The following is a 16,959-nucleotide window of genomic DNA, read 5'->3' on the forward strand; positions in this document are numbered from 1 at the left end:
ATTAAATATGTCCACTTAAGTTTGATATAGACTTAGAGGGGTACACCACCATCATCTATATACGTCAAGTCATGTCCGTTGTCCGGAACAGGAGCAAATACACTACGACCACCATTCACGTCAGCCATTTCTTCAGCTGTCAATTTACCTTCCAGTTCATTGATCATTGATTCTGTTTTCATAATCTTTAAATATTAAATTAATACTAAAAAACAATAGCAAAGGATATCCATTCTGCTAATTTCTTTGTCTATTCTTACCTTATGTAAATCCGGATTCTTATATCTCTCTTATTTGTCGGCAAAGTTAGCACACAACAATTTTTTCCGCAAAAAAACAAGTGGACGACACAAATCAGCAACAAAATGCTAATTTTCAACAACATAAGTTGAGAGATTTTCTTTTCAGGTGGACGAATCGATAAGAAAATTGCTATTCAGAATCTTGTTTGTCCACTGGTAAAGTAGTATATGGGAAGGGATAAAAAGTCAGAAATGCCCCCAAATCAACATCCCGGCCTAAACACAATTCACTTTTCAGTCTTTGCTTTTTCTTCAGGACCGAGTTCATTTTACATTGGAATACAGACATCAGTTCGGCAGAAGAAAAGCCGAGTTTGACAAGTACCGACAGCATCAGGTTATTTTCGTTCAAACCATATTCTTCTTTTAGCCGACTTACAAAGTTACCGAACAACAAATCCATATATGCAAAGACCAGGGATTTTTCTTTTTGAGTCATGTTTTCCACGATCAGTAGGTTCTTCTTTAGTTGTTCCAGAACGTAAATGCCGCCTGCACAGGAATCCTCCCGGATTCTTTTATTTTCATTGACCAGTATCTGGATTTTTTGTCGGAGTTGGGCGATCTGTTCTTTGGCCGATTCTTCATCATCCGTCAAATCACGGATCTTTTGAGCGTATTGCTCTATAATTTGTTCGTTTTCTTTTATGATCTTGAGACTTGTGGCGGCATGCGATTTAAGCCGCCTTCTGTAAATCCGCCTATATTGCTTTTTTATATGAGAATAGGAAACCAACCCGCAAGTGATGAGCATACAGAAGATGAAAGCACCCAGATACAATTCTTCGTGGTTTTTACACTCAAGCAATTCTTTTTCTTTTTGCAGACGTTCAACCTCGTGTTGCATAGCAGATATCTTGTCCTGGCAATAATCTGCTGTAAATGTGGTTAAAGAGTTAGAGTATAGTAATCCGCAAATAAGTAAAGAACAGGCAAATAGCAATCTCTTCATTTTCCGTAATCCATATCTATTTCAGATTTAGTAAACAAATGGGGAAAGTCGTTTATAGTAAACGAAGCCAATGTCTTTCTATTTAAGACTCCAAAGATACAAATATCTGTTTCAATAGTATACGGGACTAAGACGAATTTGCACAAGCTCTTCTTTCAAGACTTGCTTTGACAAAACCCGGATTTAGTAATATGTCAGAAACAATAGAACTCCAATATATGCTGAAGCAGAGTGTCTTGGGTACCTTGCTCCTGCTGTACCTCCATCTTTTTCATATTATAAAGTTGGCCCAATAATACCGCCGACTGTTTCTCACAAATGCGGGTATCGTGAACTTGCTCCATCCAGCAGACTGTCTCTCCCCAGATATCAGCAGAAAAGAAAGGTAAGATTTCTGCGGGAATAGTGTCCTCTTTAAACTTGCGGAATGTATCTATCAGAAAAGATAAAATGTTGGACATCATCTGTTTGCTACGTGAATGGGAATGAGAATGCCCGTTCCTGAAACGCAACAAACAATAATATCCCAACCATAAATAGACGGTAAAAGGTTCTAAAGGAGATTTTTCAATCCTCTTCCAATACGCAGCCAGGGCAACATCAAATTCTCCTAACATAGTATCCGTATCACTGCTGATATAGAATTTCTGGGCAAGGCATTCTACCACACATCCCCATTTTGCCATATCAACGCCACTTTGGGTATTATCTATCAGTCTCCGTGCCTCTTCCAACATCCGGGAAGCGTTTACAAAACAATCCGGATCGTCATAGAGCCGATACTGTCGGAACAATAAAAGAGACTGACACAATAACTCATCCAAAGAGTATTCTGCACATTCCATATATTGAAATTATTTGGATAGCAAAAATACAAAAATAAAGATTCATCCTTCGCTTTTATGTCCGCAAATCGGACTTTCTCAATACAAAAACAGGTAAAAAGAAGAAGATTCCGATGACGGACATCACCAATCCACCGATAGTACCTGCTGCCAACGGAAACCAGAATGCTTCTTTGTCCGTACCTACCATGAAGGGAATAAAGCCTAAGATGGTGGAAACAACCGTCAGGAAAATAGGAATAATTTTGGCATTCCATGCTTTAGTATAAGCTCGGAGGGCGGAAAGCCGAGGGAAACGGTGACGGATGCTGTTGTACTCGTTCAGAATATAGATGCTGGCATTCACCGTGATACCACACAACAGGACGAAAGAGGCAAAGCCGCCCTGATCGAAGTTCAGCCGGAACCAATAGAACGTAAGGAATACACCAATATAAGATACGGGAATGACAAAGATAATGGCGAGCGGCTGCTTCAAAGAATTGAACAGGATGCTTGTTGTGAAGAAAATGATGGCGATGACCACCAGCAGAAGTAGATATTGCTGGTTGTCCTTCTCGCCCCATGCCCAGTAATTGCTGTCCGACTCGGCAGTATAGCCCATCGGGAGGGTTTTGTTGAACTCTTCGAGGTCGCGCTTCTGTATTTTATTGCCCATTTCGTTGGAGCCGATATACTCGTATTGCAGGCAGAGGCGGTACTGTTGGCTCTCCTTGGCTATCTCCTGCGGCATCTGGCCTTTCTCCACGGTGGCCAGTTCGGAGAGTTTGTAATGCTTGTCACTGCCTACTCCGTAGGGGAAGAACTGCATGGCCCAGATGTCATAATCGCGGGACTGGCGAGAGGAAAGTTTGATTTTCTCCGTACCTTCCTCCGTCACCACCGAACCGATTTCCATGTTCTTGCCGAAGATGGGCTGCACAGCGGCAAAGAGAACGCGGGCGTCGATGTTTTCCTGCGCCATACGCTCCTTGTTCAGATTGAAGTAGAACTCCTGATAGTCGTCTTTCCACCAGGAGAACTCGGAGTTGATGAGTACTTCCTTGATACGGCGATGGGTCAGCAGCTGAGCTTTCAGCTTCTCGGCCCAGGCGTATAGCTCGTCGTAGTTGTAGCCGTACATCTTGATGCGGTAGGAACCGGCATTCTCGCGAACGTCATTGCTGAAACCTTGGTCTTGGAGGCCGTAGATGCCCCAGCTGCCACCGCCGAGTTCGAGGGCTTTGCTAATCATATTAGCCTTCAGCGTATAAGGGAAACCGCTGCTTTGGTATTGCTTCTTGAAATAGACGTTGATACCGGCGCGGCGCGGACTGTAGATGGAGGTATGGAACTGCTTGATTTCCTTGAACTGGCTCAGGTAGGTCTCCATGCGTTTCATCAGCGTGTTCATCTGTTCGAGGGTGCTGCCGTTGGGAAGGTTGGCAGTGGCATAGAGAACAACTTCTTCGTTGCGGGTGAAGTAGCTGCCTTCGTACACTTTCTGTATGAAGAGGCGCAGGCTGCCGCCCAGGGCCTTGTCGACGATGGGTTTCACAGACTCTTTATAGGTGGGGGAACCGAGGCTTTGATTGTAAATCTTCTCCCATTTGCCTTCACCTTCCAGTTTCTCGGGCAAGAGGAAGACGGGGAGGCCGAAGCCGAACAGCAACAGCAGGCACACCGCCCAACGCCAGCGGCAGAGGAAGCGGATAAGGACGGAGTAGAAGCAGGTGAAGCGGACGGGGAGGCGCCTGAAGAACCGGGTGAACGCAGGGAAAGGGATGCTGCGTTTCGCCTTGAATGACACTTTCCGCAGCCCTATCTTCTCGATCATGGACGGCACAAAGAAGAGGGCCACAAGCAGAGATACTGCCAGATTAATGATGACCACCGCAGCAAAATCCTGCAAGTTGAGCCGTATCTTCTCGTCAAGGAAGAAGATGATAACCAGTGCGCCCATCGTGGTGAGCGTTGCCGCCAGCACGGACATAAAGGCTTTCAGGTTGCGACGGTGCATGATGTGGTCCGTCATCACGATGGTACTGTCTATCACCAGATTCAGCGAAACGGTGATGCCGGCCAAAGAGTAGAGCTGCATCTCCAGTCCGAAAAGGTAATAGAAGATTAGTGCCACGGCAATGTTCACCGCCAAGCTGGTGACAATAAGGAACAGATATTTCAGGCGACGAGTGATGAGCCAGACGAACACAAGCAGGATGAGCACCGTCAGACCGGTGCGGAAATAGATTTTGTCGAGTTCCTGGCGGATATATTCGGTGGCATCGTAGCTGGTGTGAATCTCGTAACCGGCAGGGAGCACAGCGGTGATGTCCTTCATCTCATCCATAACGGCATGACTCAGTTGAAGCTGATTGGCCGACTCCTCGGCAGTGATGGAGAGGTAGATGGAGTTCAGGCCGTTGATGCGGTAGTAGCTTTGCGGTTCTTCCTCCATGCGTGTGGCTGTCACCAGCTCATCGAGGTGGAGAAGCTTGCCATTAGCGGTGGTTACGGTTATTTCAGCGGGATCGAAGCGACCGGTGTTGCCCTCGGGCACCAAAGCAAGGCGTATCCACTGCGCACTACCATCGGGCACGTCGACGTTGTGTGTACCCAGAAACTCTTTCTGATAGTGGCGCTGCACAGCCCGGCTGATGTCGGAGAGGGTTACACCGAGCAGACGCAATTGTTCGCTGTCGTACTCCAGTCTCCATTCCATCGGGGTGGCTCCGCTCAGTTCTACTTTATAGATGCCGGAGAGGCGCGCCAGTTGCGGCTTGATATGCTCTTCGGCGTACTGCTGTATCAGGATGGGCGTAGAGGGGGCATTCAGGGTGAAGGACATAAAGGGGCGGGATGCCTTCTCGTCGGGCACTTTCATCCGGATGATGGGGTAGCTCACACCGTCGGGAAGCTGCGGCCACGTCTGCCGGATGACGGTGGAAGCCTCGAAACGCACGGCATCCAGATCGGCATGCTTGTCCAGTTCTACGGTGATACTGCCGAAGCCGTTGCCCGAAGTGGAGTTCAGCTTCTTCACACCGCGGATGCGGGCCAGCATGGATTCGAGTTTGCTGGTCACCTCCATCTCTACCACGCGCGATGAAGTGCCGGGCATATTGAAGCCCACCGTGAAGCCGGGCAGGCTGCGCGAGGGGTTCAGCTTGACAGGAAGCAGCGGTATCAGTGCTATACCCACCAGAGCCAGGCAGACGAACGTCACGATGACGGTAAAGGAGGAAGCTTTATTCATTTATTATCTCATTATTATACCAACAGGTATCCGGTTCATCATCTGTCATAATCAAACTTCTCGGAAAGCGAGAAACCCGATGCGAAGTCGTGAAGTGTCAACTTACGTATCTTGTAATAATTCAGCCAGTAGTCCTGCAAGGCGGAGATGTAATTGCGCTGTGCTTCCTGCTGGCGGTTCAGCGAGAGGGTGAGGCTGCTGATATCAGCCTTGCCGATGATGAAGCGCTGGCGCGTTTCGTTGTAGGCCAGAATGGAGAGGTCGAGCGCTTCTTCGGCACTCTTCACCAGGTCCTGCTGCACGTTGAAGTCGGACACGGTCATGATGACTTCCTCTTCAATACTGATTTCGCTCTGCCGGGCGGAGGTTTTGACAACGTTCAGATTGTTCTTTGCCATATTATATTTTCCCTTCCGCACGCCCCAGTCCACCAGCGGGATGGAAACACTGACCGATACCATCTCCTGTTGCATAGGACTCTTGTATGCCTCGCCGAATTTCTCGGCCACCTGGTTGAAGCCCACGCTGGCGTTGATGCTGGCGTTGAAGCGCGATTCTTTCTTCGTCTTGTCCACATTCTGCTCCGCTTCGAGCACATCCTGCCTCACTTCCAGGAACTGGGGATTATTGCTCTGTGCCGCCGCCAGCGCCTCGTCCACCGGAATGGTGAGCTGCTGCGGGCGGCCCGGAAGCACAATTCTTATCTCGGTATTCTTCTCCATGTTCAGGAAAGATGCCAGGGAGAAGGTGGCACGCTTCAGCGCGCTGGTGGCATTCTGCAATGTATTGCGGGCATTCACCACGTCCAGCTTTAGCGTCAGCAAGTCGGCCCGGCTGATGGCGGCTATCTTCAGGCGCTGCATACCGATGCGGTAGAGGGTATCGGTAGAGGCAACATTCTCCTTGGCCAGATCGTATTCGGCCTGCGCCATGGCGAGGGCAAAGAAATAAGTCGTAGCCTGCTCGGACACTTGCTCGGCATTGTAGATGAATTCTTTCTTCACCTTCTCGTACTTCAGCGGTTCAATCTTGCGCTCCCATCGGAAAGGGTTGTACCCCACCAGGCTCTGCGAATAGCCCAGGCGGACGGGGACGCTGGTGAACTGGGTATACTTGTTACCGCCGAAGCTTCGCATGTATCCCAGCTCCGTGTCCAGATAGAACGTACCGCCGGTCAGGTCCAGATTCTGGCGGATGGCCAGGTTGCCGTAGGCATAGAAGGACTGCTGGCTGCGATAGATGTCAAGATCCTGCTCGGAGTCGTAACGCTTGGTGATGTCGCGGTTGTATTGCGCGGGCGTCATGTTCAGCGTCAGGCTGGGCAGTCGGTTTGCCTTGTACGTACGGTACTCCCAGTAGCCGGACAGGTACATGTTCTTGGTGCGGAAGGCTTCCAGCGAACTGTCATTAGCCAGCGCAATGGTTTGCTGCAAGTCCAGCGTGACGCGCTGCTGGGCAAATCCTGTTGTGAGACTCAGACTCACGAGTAATACAAGAATTTCTTTCTTCATAATCATTTACTTTCTTTTATGCCGCCGGGGAACTCGTTTCCGGCGACACGCCGGTAAATAAACCAGTATATCAGCGGGATGATGAATAGACTGACCAACGTCCCGATAAACATCGCCCCAATCATCGCAATGGAAAGCGGCTTCTGCAACTCCGACCCCATGTCGAACGAGAACAACAGCGGCACCATGGCAAATATTGTAGTAAGCGACGTCATAATGATAGGCCGGAGCCTGCGACGCCCTGCCTCGTGAATGGCCGGAAGTAAGGGCATACCTGCCTTCCGCAGCTCATTGATAGCATCCAGTTTCAAGATGGAGTCGTTGATGATGATACCGCACGTCACAATCAGTCCGATGGCCGACATCAGGTTCAGCGTATGCCCGCACACCCACAACAGCAGCAGGGCAAACGCTACGTCTATCGGTATCTCCAGCAACACGATGAGCGGCTGCACAAAACTCTCGAACTGCGCGGCAAGGATAAAGTACATCAGTAAGATGGAAATGAAAAGAATCACTACCAGCTCGTCCATCATCTTCCGGTTGGAAAAGAAACTACCTGAGAAGGCTGTGTCCCAGTCGCCCGTGCGGTCCGCCGCCTGCTTCACCTGCGCCATCAGCTCCGGAGCACGGTCCACGTCGTAGAAGCGGAACGGAATGTACTCGCCGTTGCGTCCTGCCGTAATCGTCTTCAGGTCTTCGGCGGGACGCACCTTCACCAAGTCGCGCAGCGGGATGTATTCCACCTTTCCCCGGTCGTCGGGACGGGTCGGTATCAGCGTTGTCTGCAATACGTCGTTCACCGTCTGCTCCTCTCCCACTATACTGATAGGCAGATACTGCTGGTAAGAGTGGAGCATCGCCACGCTGTTCTCCTTGAAGGCAGTCTTCAGCACCCTGTAAAGTTCGTCGTACGAAACGTTGTACAGCAACAGCTTCTCCTGCAGAATACTTATATTCAGCTGGTTCTCGAAGGCGATGCCCGTAGGCGCTATACCCGTCAGCCCCGTAAACTGCTGTTCCAATCCGCGCAACTCTCCGGCCACCGGCGCTTTCTCCTTGTTGCGGGCATAGAGTTCGGCCACCACATCGGCCTCGCCCGTCACAAACAGCTTCTCGAACACTGTCTCCGGAGGAGAGAAGGACACCACCGCCAGCGGATATTCCTCCTTCAAGCGTGCGTATATCTTCTTCTGCAAAGGAGCAATCTCCGCCGGCTCAGTCGTCTTGAAGTACAGTTCGGCTTCCGAGGAAGAAAGAGCCTGCTCGCGGTTCAGCAGATAGTCTTGCTGGCCCACGGCGGCAGTCTGCTCTACCGTCTCGTCCCGCAATTCCTGGAACAGAGCATCCACCCGATGGCGGTTCTCGTCCACATGGATATTCTCGTTCCATTCCACACGGGCTATCAGCTCGTTCTGGTCTATCTCGGGCATACGCTCCTTGCCGATAAAATAGAAAAGGAAGACACAAAGCGGAACGGAAACAATACAGAAAATGACGCTGACCGTTTTATGGGCAAATATCCAGTCTATGCCCGCATCGTAGAAACGGTCCAACGTATGCTCCTTGAACGGATTGTTGATACGAATGCGCGAGAACCACGACTTGCCACGCAACCCCGTGCGATAGACCAGCATGTAGAGCACCGGCAGCAACATGATGCCCGTAAAATAAGATACCAGCAACCCCACCGTCACGGCAAATGCCTGGTCGTAGAACAGTGCCCCGGCAATGCCACTCATAAATATCAGCGGCACAAAAACGGCAATCGTCGTCAGCGACGAACTGAGCATCGGCGTCACCACCTCGCTCGTACCTGCCACGCAAGCCCGCCGCAACGAATAGCCCCGCTCGCGGTATTGCGAAATATTCTCCGTCACAATGATGCTGCTGTCAATCATCATACCCAGCGCCAGAATCAATCCCGACAAAGAGATAATATTGAGCGACATCTTGAACAGATAGAAGAAGAGGAAACAGATGACAATGGACACCACCATGCTCAGCCCGATAATGAACGGCGACTTGACATCGCCCAGGAAGAGCACCGCCACAATACAGATAAAGAGAAAACCCAACGAGAGATTCTGCTGCAAATTAGAGATGGTATAGTCCAGCAACTCTGTCTGGTTGCGGCTGATACTGAAATCAATGTCCGGATATACCGTTTTAAAGTAGTCCATCGTACGGTTGATGGCGAGCTTCATGTCGTCCATGTTCTCGTCGGCCTGCTTGATGACGGCGAGGGTTACCGCACGCTTGCCATTGCTCATCGACACCCCCTTCTCCCTGGCAGGCACAATGCCCACCCTACAGAAATCGCCCAGGCGGATGATGCGGCCTTCCTTACGCAAAAGGATATTTTCCACATCTTCTTCCGTACGCAGCAGGGTGGAGAATTTGATGTTATACTCGTAGTAGCCGTCGCGCACGGTCATGCTGCCCGGCTCTACATTATTCTGTGCCAAAGTGTTTTCAATGTCTTCGATGGAGAGTCCCAGCACAGCCAACTTGTCCGGGTCGGGCACAATCTGCAGCTGGCGTTCCAGCAGACCGGTCACATCGACCATTGCCACTTCGGTCAGTTGTTCGATGCGACGCTTGATGACGTTCTCGGCAAACTCGCACAGATCGAGGAAAGCACGCTCGTCGGTCTTGCCGTAAGCGCTGTCGCTCTTCAACGTCAGGTTGAGGTAGAAAACCGGGATGTCCGTGGCACTGGCCTTTATCACCTTAGGGCGGTCGGTATCTTTGGGCAGGTAGTTCATGGCAGCGTCTATCTTCTCGTTCACCTCGATGAAAGCCAGGTCGGTATTCGTGCCGTAGTCAAAGCTCAGACGGATGATGCCTGCTCCGTCACGCGTCTCACTATTCATGTCTTTCAGCTTTGCCACCTGGATGAGCTGCTGCCGCAACGGCTTCACCACCGTATTCTCCAACTCACGTGCCGAAGTGTTTTGTGCCGTCACCTGAACCGTAATCTCCGGGATGGCAATATCGGGCAGCAAAGACACCGGCAAAGTGAAATACGTCACCAACCCGACGATGAAACATGCCGTAAACGCCATCAGCACGGCAATAGGCCGCTGTATCAAGAACTTTACCATCTTTCAAATTATGAATTAAGAATTGAAAAGTTGAGAATGAAGTTCTCAATTTTTAATAATCGTGACCGGCGCCTCATGGGCCAAGTTCACATTCCCCGTCACGATTACCGTATCTCCCTCTTTCAAGCCATCGGCTACACTGTAGCTTTCGGCATTTTCCAGTCCGGTCTGCACGTAGTTCCACTGCGCTTTTCCATCTTTCAGGGTAAACACTACCTGCTTTCCCGAGCGCAGCACGACGGCACTCTTCGGTATCACCAGCTGTTCGCCCAGAGAGCGATGCACGTTTACGCGTACATTCATGCCGCTGAACAGTTTTCCTTTGCTGTTCACCACGGCCTTTACCTTTACCATGCCTTTATCGTCTACCAAGGGATTGATCTGCGTGATGCGTCCTTCTTGTTTGGAAGCCGCATCCGAGTAGGGAGTGACAATTACTTTATCACCATTCTTTATTAAGGGAAGTTCGCTTTCCAACACCGTGAAATCGGCCTCCATGCCTTCCGTTCCCACAATAGTGCAGAAGACATCCGAAGTGTTTGCCGCATTATAAGGCTTGGAGAAAAGGTTGGCTACCACACCGTCGAAGGGTGCAGTCAGTGTGGCATGTTCTTCTTCGTACCGGGCAAGTTCGTATTGGGAGAGACATTGGTCGTAGCCACTCTTTACACGAGCCAGCTGCATGATGTCAGCAGGAACTTTGGAGTTGTCGTCTGCCGGATAACCCTGACCTATCAATACATCCTGTAAGTCGAGTTTAGCTTTATCGAGTGCGTCCTTGGCCTGCGCCGTCTTGTTGGTCAAGCGGAATTTATCCAATTCAGCCAGCTTCTGGCCTTTGCGCACGTGGTCGCCATTCTTCGCGTAAATGGATGCTACGACTCCTGCCGTCTCAAACCGCAAGTCGGCTTGCACTCCGGCAACCACCTTTCCGTTGCTCACCAGTTCGTGGTCGAAGGTCTGACGTTTCAACGTCTGTACGGTTACCTCATTGTTCTCACCCGGCAGTACGGTTGCTACTCCTTCTTCGGCATCTGTTTCTTTCTTGGCGCCGGAACAGGCAGTCAGTAAAGCAACCGCTATACATAGCAGGTATCGATAGTTCTGTGTTTTCATATTTACGCTCAATTATTGATGTACAAAATTAGTCGTTTCAAAGATACAAACCAGCATTTATATATGGACAAATCAGACAAACTATTTTGTAGCTATTTTACTCATTATGAAGGCAGTCTGTTTTTTCCCACCCTTTTTTATATGGACAAAAACAGGCTGCTGCCTCATCAAGGGACTGTAATAACCACTACCGGATTAGAGTCTTCCGTCAGTGTCTTCAGCACCGCCAGTTTTTCATTTTCAGCTTCTTCAGGATGTTCTTCCAGCCATCCAAGCACTTTATCCGAACCGACAATCGTTCCATATTCCCCCTGCATACTGCAAGTTTTGGGGTGGAAAGGCATAAAACCTGTCAAGTCATCCGTTACACCCTCTTTCTCTACATACATACGGGTGGTACCGGCTTTGCGGTCATAAATGCCGTTGAAGGCTTCCGGTTCGTCGGTATATAGTCCGCGCGTACATTGAAAGAACACATTATTATCCGTTTCAAAAACAGCTCCTACCAACAAACGCGATTCATTGTCTTTCGAATCCGTACGTGCCTCTGCTCCCCAATGCCATTTGCCGGTATGGAATGCAATGTGAGGTTCCAGCCCATTACGGTTTACCGTATAGACCGTATCGTTGAAGCTCTCTTTAAACCGAACCTTCCCATCATTCTTCCACAAGAACGGATGACCACTGATAGCAGCCGACTGGCTACCGTCCTTGAATATGGTAAGTACAATAGCAGAAATGCCCTGTTTCTTGATAGATATGCTTTCTATATCCCGCACTTCCTTTTCCGGCAGAACGGGAAACAGACTGGGAACCGTATCTATCTGCTCACCGGCCTCATTAAATAGCAACAGAGCCCGTGCATTATATCCCATAGCAATATTATTGTAATGCCCTATGATTAATGAATCCGTAAAAGCGAAATCACCGGGTGCAGCAGGAGGAGTCGGTATCGTTACTTTTCCCCGATAATTGCCTTGCACATCATACTTCTGTAAAGTGCTCGGAGCACGCTGGAAATAAAGCAGCCCGTCTACGTCATTGTAAGTGGCCGAAGCATAAGAATAAGCTTCCGGATCATCGCCGGTATGCCCTACCTTACTTATGAACTGCCCGGTGGTTTTATCAAAAACGAAGCAATCCTTGCGAGAAAAGACGACTATATATTTATCCAGCAACAATATATTCGGATTTCCCCCAATCAGGCACGAATCCGTAGTTTCCAAAGGTACATAGCGCACATCATTACCCAATTCGGAGAGTTTCAACTCGGCAGGCTTCTCCATAGCTCCTGCCACATCAATAGAGCATAGTCCTTCAACCGTAGATTGCGGAGTACCGGAACAAGCCGCTGCCAGGCAAGCAAAGCATGCAGCATATAGCCAATCTTTCTTCATGATCTTGTGTGTTTTTTGTTCAACTTTCATAATATCTCCACAAATAAACTAAATTATTTAGTTCCAGAACTATTTTACATCGTTAAATTACTAAAATGGCGTAGTATTACTTAGCTTTTCTACTTCTTTCCGCATTTGGCGGATAGCTGTAGAGTGTACCTTCGGTTCCTTTGTCAAGACAATCCGTTTCATCTCCTCAAACCTGTCCGGCTGCTCAAAACCCGGTTCTGTATAAAGTTTCGCCAACAGATAATATGGATAAATACGCCCCGGCAAGCGATGCGTGGAACGGACAAACCAATCTTCCGCAGCCGGATAATCTCTCGTTTGCTGACAATTCTTACCCAGAATATTCAGTATCATCGGATCGCAACTCCTTTTCAAGGCCTCTTTCAAAATACGATTGGAAACTTCAAACTTCTGCTGTTTATGCAATCCATGCCCGTATTCGAATAAAAAAGCTGCGCGGTTTTTCAACAAAGGATAAATACGCCCATAGTCTTTTTCTGCCGATTGATATGCCCCCGCGTTATATAGTACCTTTGCATTCATCCACTCCCGGCAAGCCTGCTCACTCCGTAAATCATCCTTTAAACGGAAACAGCCGATTGCACCTATCAATACAGCCAATCCCAACCATTCCCAACGGCTACCGCCCGATACGCACGCCCAAAGCAGCCCTCCTAATGCAACAATAAATACTGGAAGCTGTAGAGGATAAGAAGAAAAAGAGAAAACCATCAAAGAAAGAATGGCTCCACAAGTACCATAACGCCCTTTCCTGACTCCTATATATAAGCAAACAAAGACAACGGCCAACAAACCTAAAGCCCGAGGAATGCCAAGTTCCACCGCCGCCTGCAAATATTCATTGAAAGCATACTCAGGACTTCCCGCCACACGTTCTTCCCACGGTTCATAATCGCCAGATGAAAAATAAGCCTCTTGCGCATCTCCATACGCCACCGCGAAGTTATCAATGCCATGCCCCGTTAAAGGCTCCTCTGCAATAGCACGACAAGCCATTTTCCACATGAACAACCGTCCGCGTGCAGAATCGGCCTTCAAGGCGAACAGCAGGCAACCGGTCAGCACTAAGACACACAAGCCCCCGGTTGCAGCCATCACCATCCACCTTCCATGAAACAACCACATCTTATGGAGATACCCCCTCCAATTCGTATGACAACTGTATACCCATAAGCACGAGGCACCCGCCGCCGTCCAGGCCGAACGGCTCATACCCGCAGGAAGTACACAAAGAATAAGCAATGCCACTCCACCTGCAATTGCGCGCTTCACCTTGCCGCCAGCCAGCCATTGATGCAGACATATCGGAAGTATCATTGCCAAATATCCCGAATAGGGTCCCGGATTGAAGAAAGAACCCGTTAGTGCATACAGAGAATGACGGGATGCTACACAGCCATAAAGCTGGCACAAGCCCCAAACGGCTTCAATACCGCCATAGCACATCAAAGCCCACGAAACAATCCCCGATAATTCATGGTTCATTCCGGATGACATAAAGAAACATGCCGCTAAAATCAGCCCCGATGCACACATAGCCATCTTGTCAAACCAGCCCCATTGCCCCACTGTATCTGCTACAGGAAGGTCCAAACGTGCCACACAAACAAGAGAGAACAAGGCACTGACAGCAATTATCAGCAAACTATACACAATATATTTTCCCGCAAGCCCCACCATCGTCATTCCTCCGTCAATACCAATATACCTCATTATCCTCTTCGAACAAAAAAGGACGTGGAGCACCGGCCCAATCACAGTTCACAGGCTTTATTATCAGCAGCGCATTCTTCGGCACACCGGAATAACGTACCGGTTTACCTCCATACTGGCATCCCAGACTCTTCCAGCCACCATCCACCCAATAAAACAATTCATACTGTATCGCGTCCCAGCAGTCATTATCCATATAAGGGCAGAAACCAATGCGTGACAAACGGCCGGTTTCTCCTAAATCTATATCCACATAATGAGCCGATATTTCCCGGTTATATCCGGTGGAAGGCCATTCGTCCCAGATATTATCCGCAGTTTCCCCAAGCGGAGAGACCGGCAATTCATTCAGGAAACGGGCTGACAGCCGCCGTTGCCCGCCGTCGGACATACGCTGAAAGAAGCGCAAGTCGCCCAAGGACAAACACCCGTGCGGAAGATGCATCCGCACATAGCGAATGGAGTCTGTCTGTCCTATTTCCATGCTGATGCTGTGCATCTCCATCCTGTCGGGAAAGACACAGAGTGTATCCTTCCACTTCCCTTCCTGCAAGGCACCCACAAGCACCGTCCCCGCAATATCCGGATGATGAACACGAGATTTAGGATAAAAATTGGCACCCAAAAACTGGTTACTCACCACGTCGTGCGTTTCCCGCGAAGGTACAAGTACCCGGCTTTTGCCGTCATCCTGCAATAGGAAAGGCATCCCCGCCGCATGCAAATAACCTTTTCGGAAGTACATGGGGAGATATACCACTCCCCTGCCCATGCCCTTAAATACAGCCTGTCCACCCTCAATCTTCCCCCATTGCACCGGTTGCCACTGCTCATCGTTCATCACACACAGGTAGGCATACTTCATCCCTTCGGGAACGTCGGGCAGTTCTACCCGTACATTCACCGTATCGAAATACTCGTGCGACACATCCTTTTTCCGGAAGATGCGGAACAGGGTAGGGACATCCTCCGGGCGCATATCCTTATCGGCAGCCGGACCGTCCAGATAATAGCGGTATGTATTACGGTATACTTTGGGCAGACGGAAGCAGCCCCATATCTCATCGAAAGTGCGGTTGTTGTAAATCCGCTTATATTTCCACCTGTCTTCATCCCAGAAAGGCTCAAAAGCGTATGACCTCCCATCCTTCAACAGCACATTCCACGAATGAGCCTTATTGCGGTTTCCCCATGCCGGAACAAAATCGGTGGCAGCAGCCATCCCAAGCGAAGTAAGCAGCAATGTATTGTACCAGCAGCGGTGTTCACAAAGCCCCTGCCCATAACATTCAAACTCCGAAACGCTCAGTAGCTGCCGTTCCTTCTGTCCGAAAGGTACATGAATCAGGTGCCGATAAAGATAGAGCAACGAGTCGACTTCCTCCGTCATGTCCTTGCCCGGCTGCGTAAAGAACTTTCCGTGATGCCGGGCATAGAACACCTGTCTGGCGCTGTCTATCAGAATCCCATTGGCTTGCCGGTAAGGAAGAATATATTCACAAAAGTCATCAAAGGAGCAGTCACGGGTATAGACATTCTCGCGCCATGCGTTGAAAGCCTGGTCTATCTCCGTTATCAGGCGGGAGGCCGGCAGCGAAGTCAGATCCAACAATCTGCCATCGGGAATATCAGCCCGGCTCCGGCTGAAAGCTCCCGGCATATTGACAAGCAGGAAGCGGGCGGCAGCATACTTCTGCCGGTCATTCCTGTAATGTTCCAGCACATATTCCCACTCCGGCCTATGTTCCCCGGCCGCATCCAGTACTTGTTCCAAAGCCATATCATTCCGGCAAGACAGAAACATTGCCATCAACAAGCAAATACAGCCCATCAGCCAACCATTCATAATTCCTTTCATTCTATTCTTTTTAAAGTCCGTTTCCAGCGCATGTTCCCATCCTCCGGGTCTTCCGACTTCCATATCCGCCATGCCCTGCCTACAATAAATGTCTCCGGCAACAGTCCCCAATAGCGGGAGTCCTGCGAGTTCACGGCCTTATCGCCCGCCATGAAATAATAATTCTCGCAAAAACAGTATTCTGAAATCACGCTGTCGCCCAGCAGTACCCGTCCACCTGCATCCACCCGCAAATGGCTATCCTGTTCCCGATTGATCAGAGAACGATAAAGCAGCCACGCCCTGAAATCCATTTTCACCACCTGCCCCTTTGCGGGTACCACCAACGGACCGAACTCCTTGATGGTCCATCCCAGTTCTTCATTCCATGGGTAAGTTCCCATCACAATACCCGGCACCCCACTGTCCGGCAGTTGCGCTATTCCCTTCTGGGCCTCCAGGCATCCCACAGGTTCATTCAGCCCGCGTATTCTGTAGAATCCGTTTCTTATCTCCAACGTATCGCCGGGGATGGCCACGCAACGCTTCACGTAATACTTCATCACGTCGAAAGCAATGCTGTCCCACCGATGGGGCTGATAAGGGAAATTGAATACAAGCACATCCTCCCTTTTGAAATCCCGCCAACCGGGCATGCGGCGTATCGTCACCTCCTTCCGGTCCAATGCCGAAAGCACATCGAACAACCTCGCACCGGCAGAACATTTATCCACCAGGATATAGTCACCCGGCAGCATGGCAGGTTCCATCGAGTCGGAAGGAATCCTGAAAGAAGTCACGACGAACACCTGCAACACAACCAGTATCGCGGCAAGCAGGCACAAATAGAAAGCCAGGTTCACAATCCCATTCAGCCACTTCGGCATCTGTTTCAGCTTCTTCGTCATAGGGTT

At 49.7% G+C, this 16,959-nt stretch carries 11 protein-coding genes; all 11 read right to left on the minus strand.

Annotated elements, in window-relative coordinates:
* Positions 1 to 32 precede the first annotated feature (32 nt).
* The 11 genes from AAE250_RS09640 to lepB all read right to left on the minus strand — a co-directional run bounded on the left by AAE250_RS09640 (position 33) and on the right by lepB (position 16,953).
* Positions 33 to 182, minus strand: coding sequence for a hypothetical protein (locus AAE250_RS09640; protein ID WP_294597870.1), 150 nt, complete (start codon positions 180 to 182; stop codon positions 33 to 35).
* A gap of 250 nt (positions 183 to 432) precedes the next feature.
* Positions 433 to 1,254 carry a hypothetical protein gene (locus tag AAE250_RS09645; RefSeq protein WP_294597872.1) on the minus strand — a complete coding sequence of 274 codons (822 nt, stop codon included), beginning with the start codon at positions 1,252 to 1,254 and terminating at the stop codon, positions 433 to 435.
* Positions 1,255 to 1,448: 194 nt separating this feature from the next.
* Positions 1,449 to 2,099 (minus strand): hypothetical protein, encoded by a 651-nt coding sequence (locus AAE250_RS09650; protein ID WP_294597874.1) that lies wholly within the window; start codon positions 2,097 to 2,099, stop codon positions 1,449 to 1,451.
* A 55-nt stretch (positions 2,100 to 2,154) separates the two neighbouring features.
* Positions 2,155 to 5,334, minus strand: coding sequence for an efflux RND transporter permease subunit (locus AAE250_RS09655; protein WP_294597876.1), 3,180 nt, complete (start codon positions 5,332 to 5,334; stop codon positions 2,155 to 2,157).
* Between the two features lie 38 nt (positions 5,335 to 5,372).
* A complete protein-coding gene (locus tag AAE250_RS09660; protein WP_294597878.1) occupies positions 5,373 to 6,845 on the minus strand; it encodes a TolC family protein in 1,473 nt (490 codons plus the stop codon).
* A 2-nt stretch (positions 6,846 to 6,847) separates the two neighbouring features.
* Positions 6,848 to 9,952, minus strand: a complete 3,105-nt coding sequence (locus AAE250_RS09665) for an efflux RND transporter permease subunit (RefSeq protein WP_294597880.1) — start codon at positions 9,950 to 9,952, stop codon at positions 6,848 to 6,850.
* Between the two features lie 45 nt (positions 9,953 to 9,997).
* Positions 9,998 to 11,068 carry an efflux RND transporter periplasmic adaptor subunit gene (locus AAE250_RS09670; protein WP_294597883.1) on the minus strand — a complete coding sequence of 357 codons (1,071 nt, stop codon included), beginning with the start codon at positions 11,066 to 11,068 and terminating at the stop codon, positions 9,998 to 10,000.
* 167 nt (positions 11,069 to 11,235) lie between these two features.
* Positions 11,236 to 12,465: a DUF4934 domain-containing protein gene (locus AAE250_RS09675; protein WP_294597885.1), complete on the minus strand. Its 1,230-nt coding sequence runs from the start codon at positions 12,463 to 12,465 to the stop codon at positions 11,236 to 11,238.
* A 90-nt stretch (positions 12,466 to 12,555) separates the two neighbouring features.
* Positions 12,556 to 14,181 carry an O-antigen ligase family protein gene (locus tag AAE250_RS09680; RefSeq protein WP_446715750.1) on the minus strand — a complete coding sequence of 542 codons (1,626 nt, stop codon included), beginning with the start codon at positions 14,179 to 14,181 and terminating at the stop codon, positions 12,556 to 12,558.
* Positions 14,182 to 14,188: 7 nt separating this feature from the next.
* The gene (locus tag AAE250_RS09685) at positions 14,189 to 16,066 is read right to left on the minus strand and encodes a hypothetical protein (protein ID WP_294597889.1); all 1,878 of its coding nucleotides are present in this window, start codon (positions 16,064 to 16,066) and stop codon (positions 14,189 to 14,191) included.
* On the minus strand, positions 16,063 to 16,953 hold the full coding sequence (lepB, locus tag AAE250_RS09690; protein ID WP_294597891.1) for a signal peptidase I: 891 nt from the start codon (positions 16,951 to 16,953) through the stop codon (positions 16,063 to 16,065). The genes AAE250_RS09685 and lepB overlap by 4 nt, the downstream gene beginning before the upstream one ends.
* Between the last annotated feature and the right edge of the window lie 6 nt (positions 16,954 to 16,959).

Source organism: Bacteroides sp. GD17, from assembly GCF_038448625.1.
Taxonomy (GTDB): domain Bacteria; phylum Bacteroidota; class Bacteroidia; order Bacteroidales; family Bacteroidaceae; genus Bacteroides.

What these genes read in the sequence shown, in the direction of transcription:
- AAE250_RS09680 (WP_446715750.1), bottom strand. Translation starts at nt 14,181, where the DNA reads ATGACGATGGTGGGGCTTGCGGGAAAATATATTGTGTATAGTTTGCTG.
- AAE250_RS09675 (WP_294597885.1), bottom strand. Translation starts at nt 12,465, where the DNA reads ATGAAGAAAGATTGGCTATATGCTGCATGCTTTGCTTGCCTGGCAGCG.
- AAE250_RS09655 (WP_294597876.1), bottom strand. Translation starts at nt 5,334, where the DNA reads ATGAATAAAGCTTCCTCCTTTACCGTCATCGTGACGTTCGTCTGCCTG.
- AAE250_RS09665 (WP_294597880.1), bottom strand. Translation starts at nt 9,952, where the DNA reads ATGGTAAAGTTCTTGATACAGCGGCCTATTGCCGTGCTGATGGCGTTT.
- lepB (WP_294597891.1), bottom strand. Translation starts at nt 16,953, where the DNA reads ATGACGAAGAAGCTGAAACAGATGCCGAAGTGGCTGAATGGGATTGTG.
- AAE250_RS09660 (WP_294597878.1), bottom strand. Translation starts at nt 6,845, where the DNA reads ATGAAGAAAGAAATTCTTGTATTACTCGTGAGTCTGAGTCTCACAACA.
- AAE250_RS09645 (WP_294597872.1), bottom strand. Translation starts at nt 1,254, where the DNA reads ATGAAGAGATTGCTATTTGCCTGTTCTTTACTTATTTGCGGATTACTA.
- AAE250_RS09650 (WP_294597874.1), bottom strand. Translation starts at nt 2,099, where the DNA reads ATGGAATGTGCAGAATACTCTTTGGATGAGTTATTGTGTCAGTCTCTT.
- AAE250_RS09640 (WP_294597870.1), bottom strand. Translation starts at nt 182, where the DNA reads ATGAAAACAGAATCAATGATCAATGAACTGGAAGGTAAATTGACAGCT.
- AAE250_RS09670 (WP_294597883.1), bottom strand. Translation starts at nt 11,068, where the DNA reads ATGAAAACACAGAACTATCGATACCTGCTATGTATAGCGGTTGCTTTA.
- AAE250_RS09685 (WP_294597889.1), bottom strand. Translation starts at nt 16,066, where the DNA reads ATGAAAGGAATTATGAATGGTTGGCTGATGGGCTGTATTTGCTTGTTG.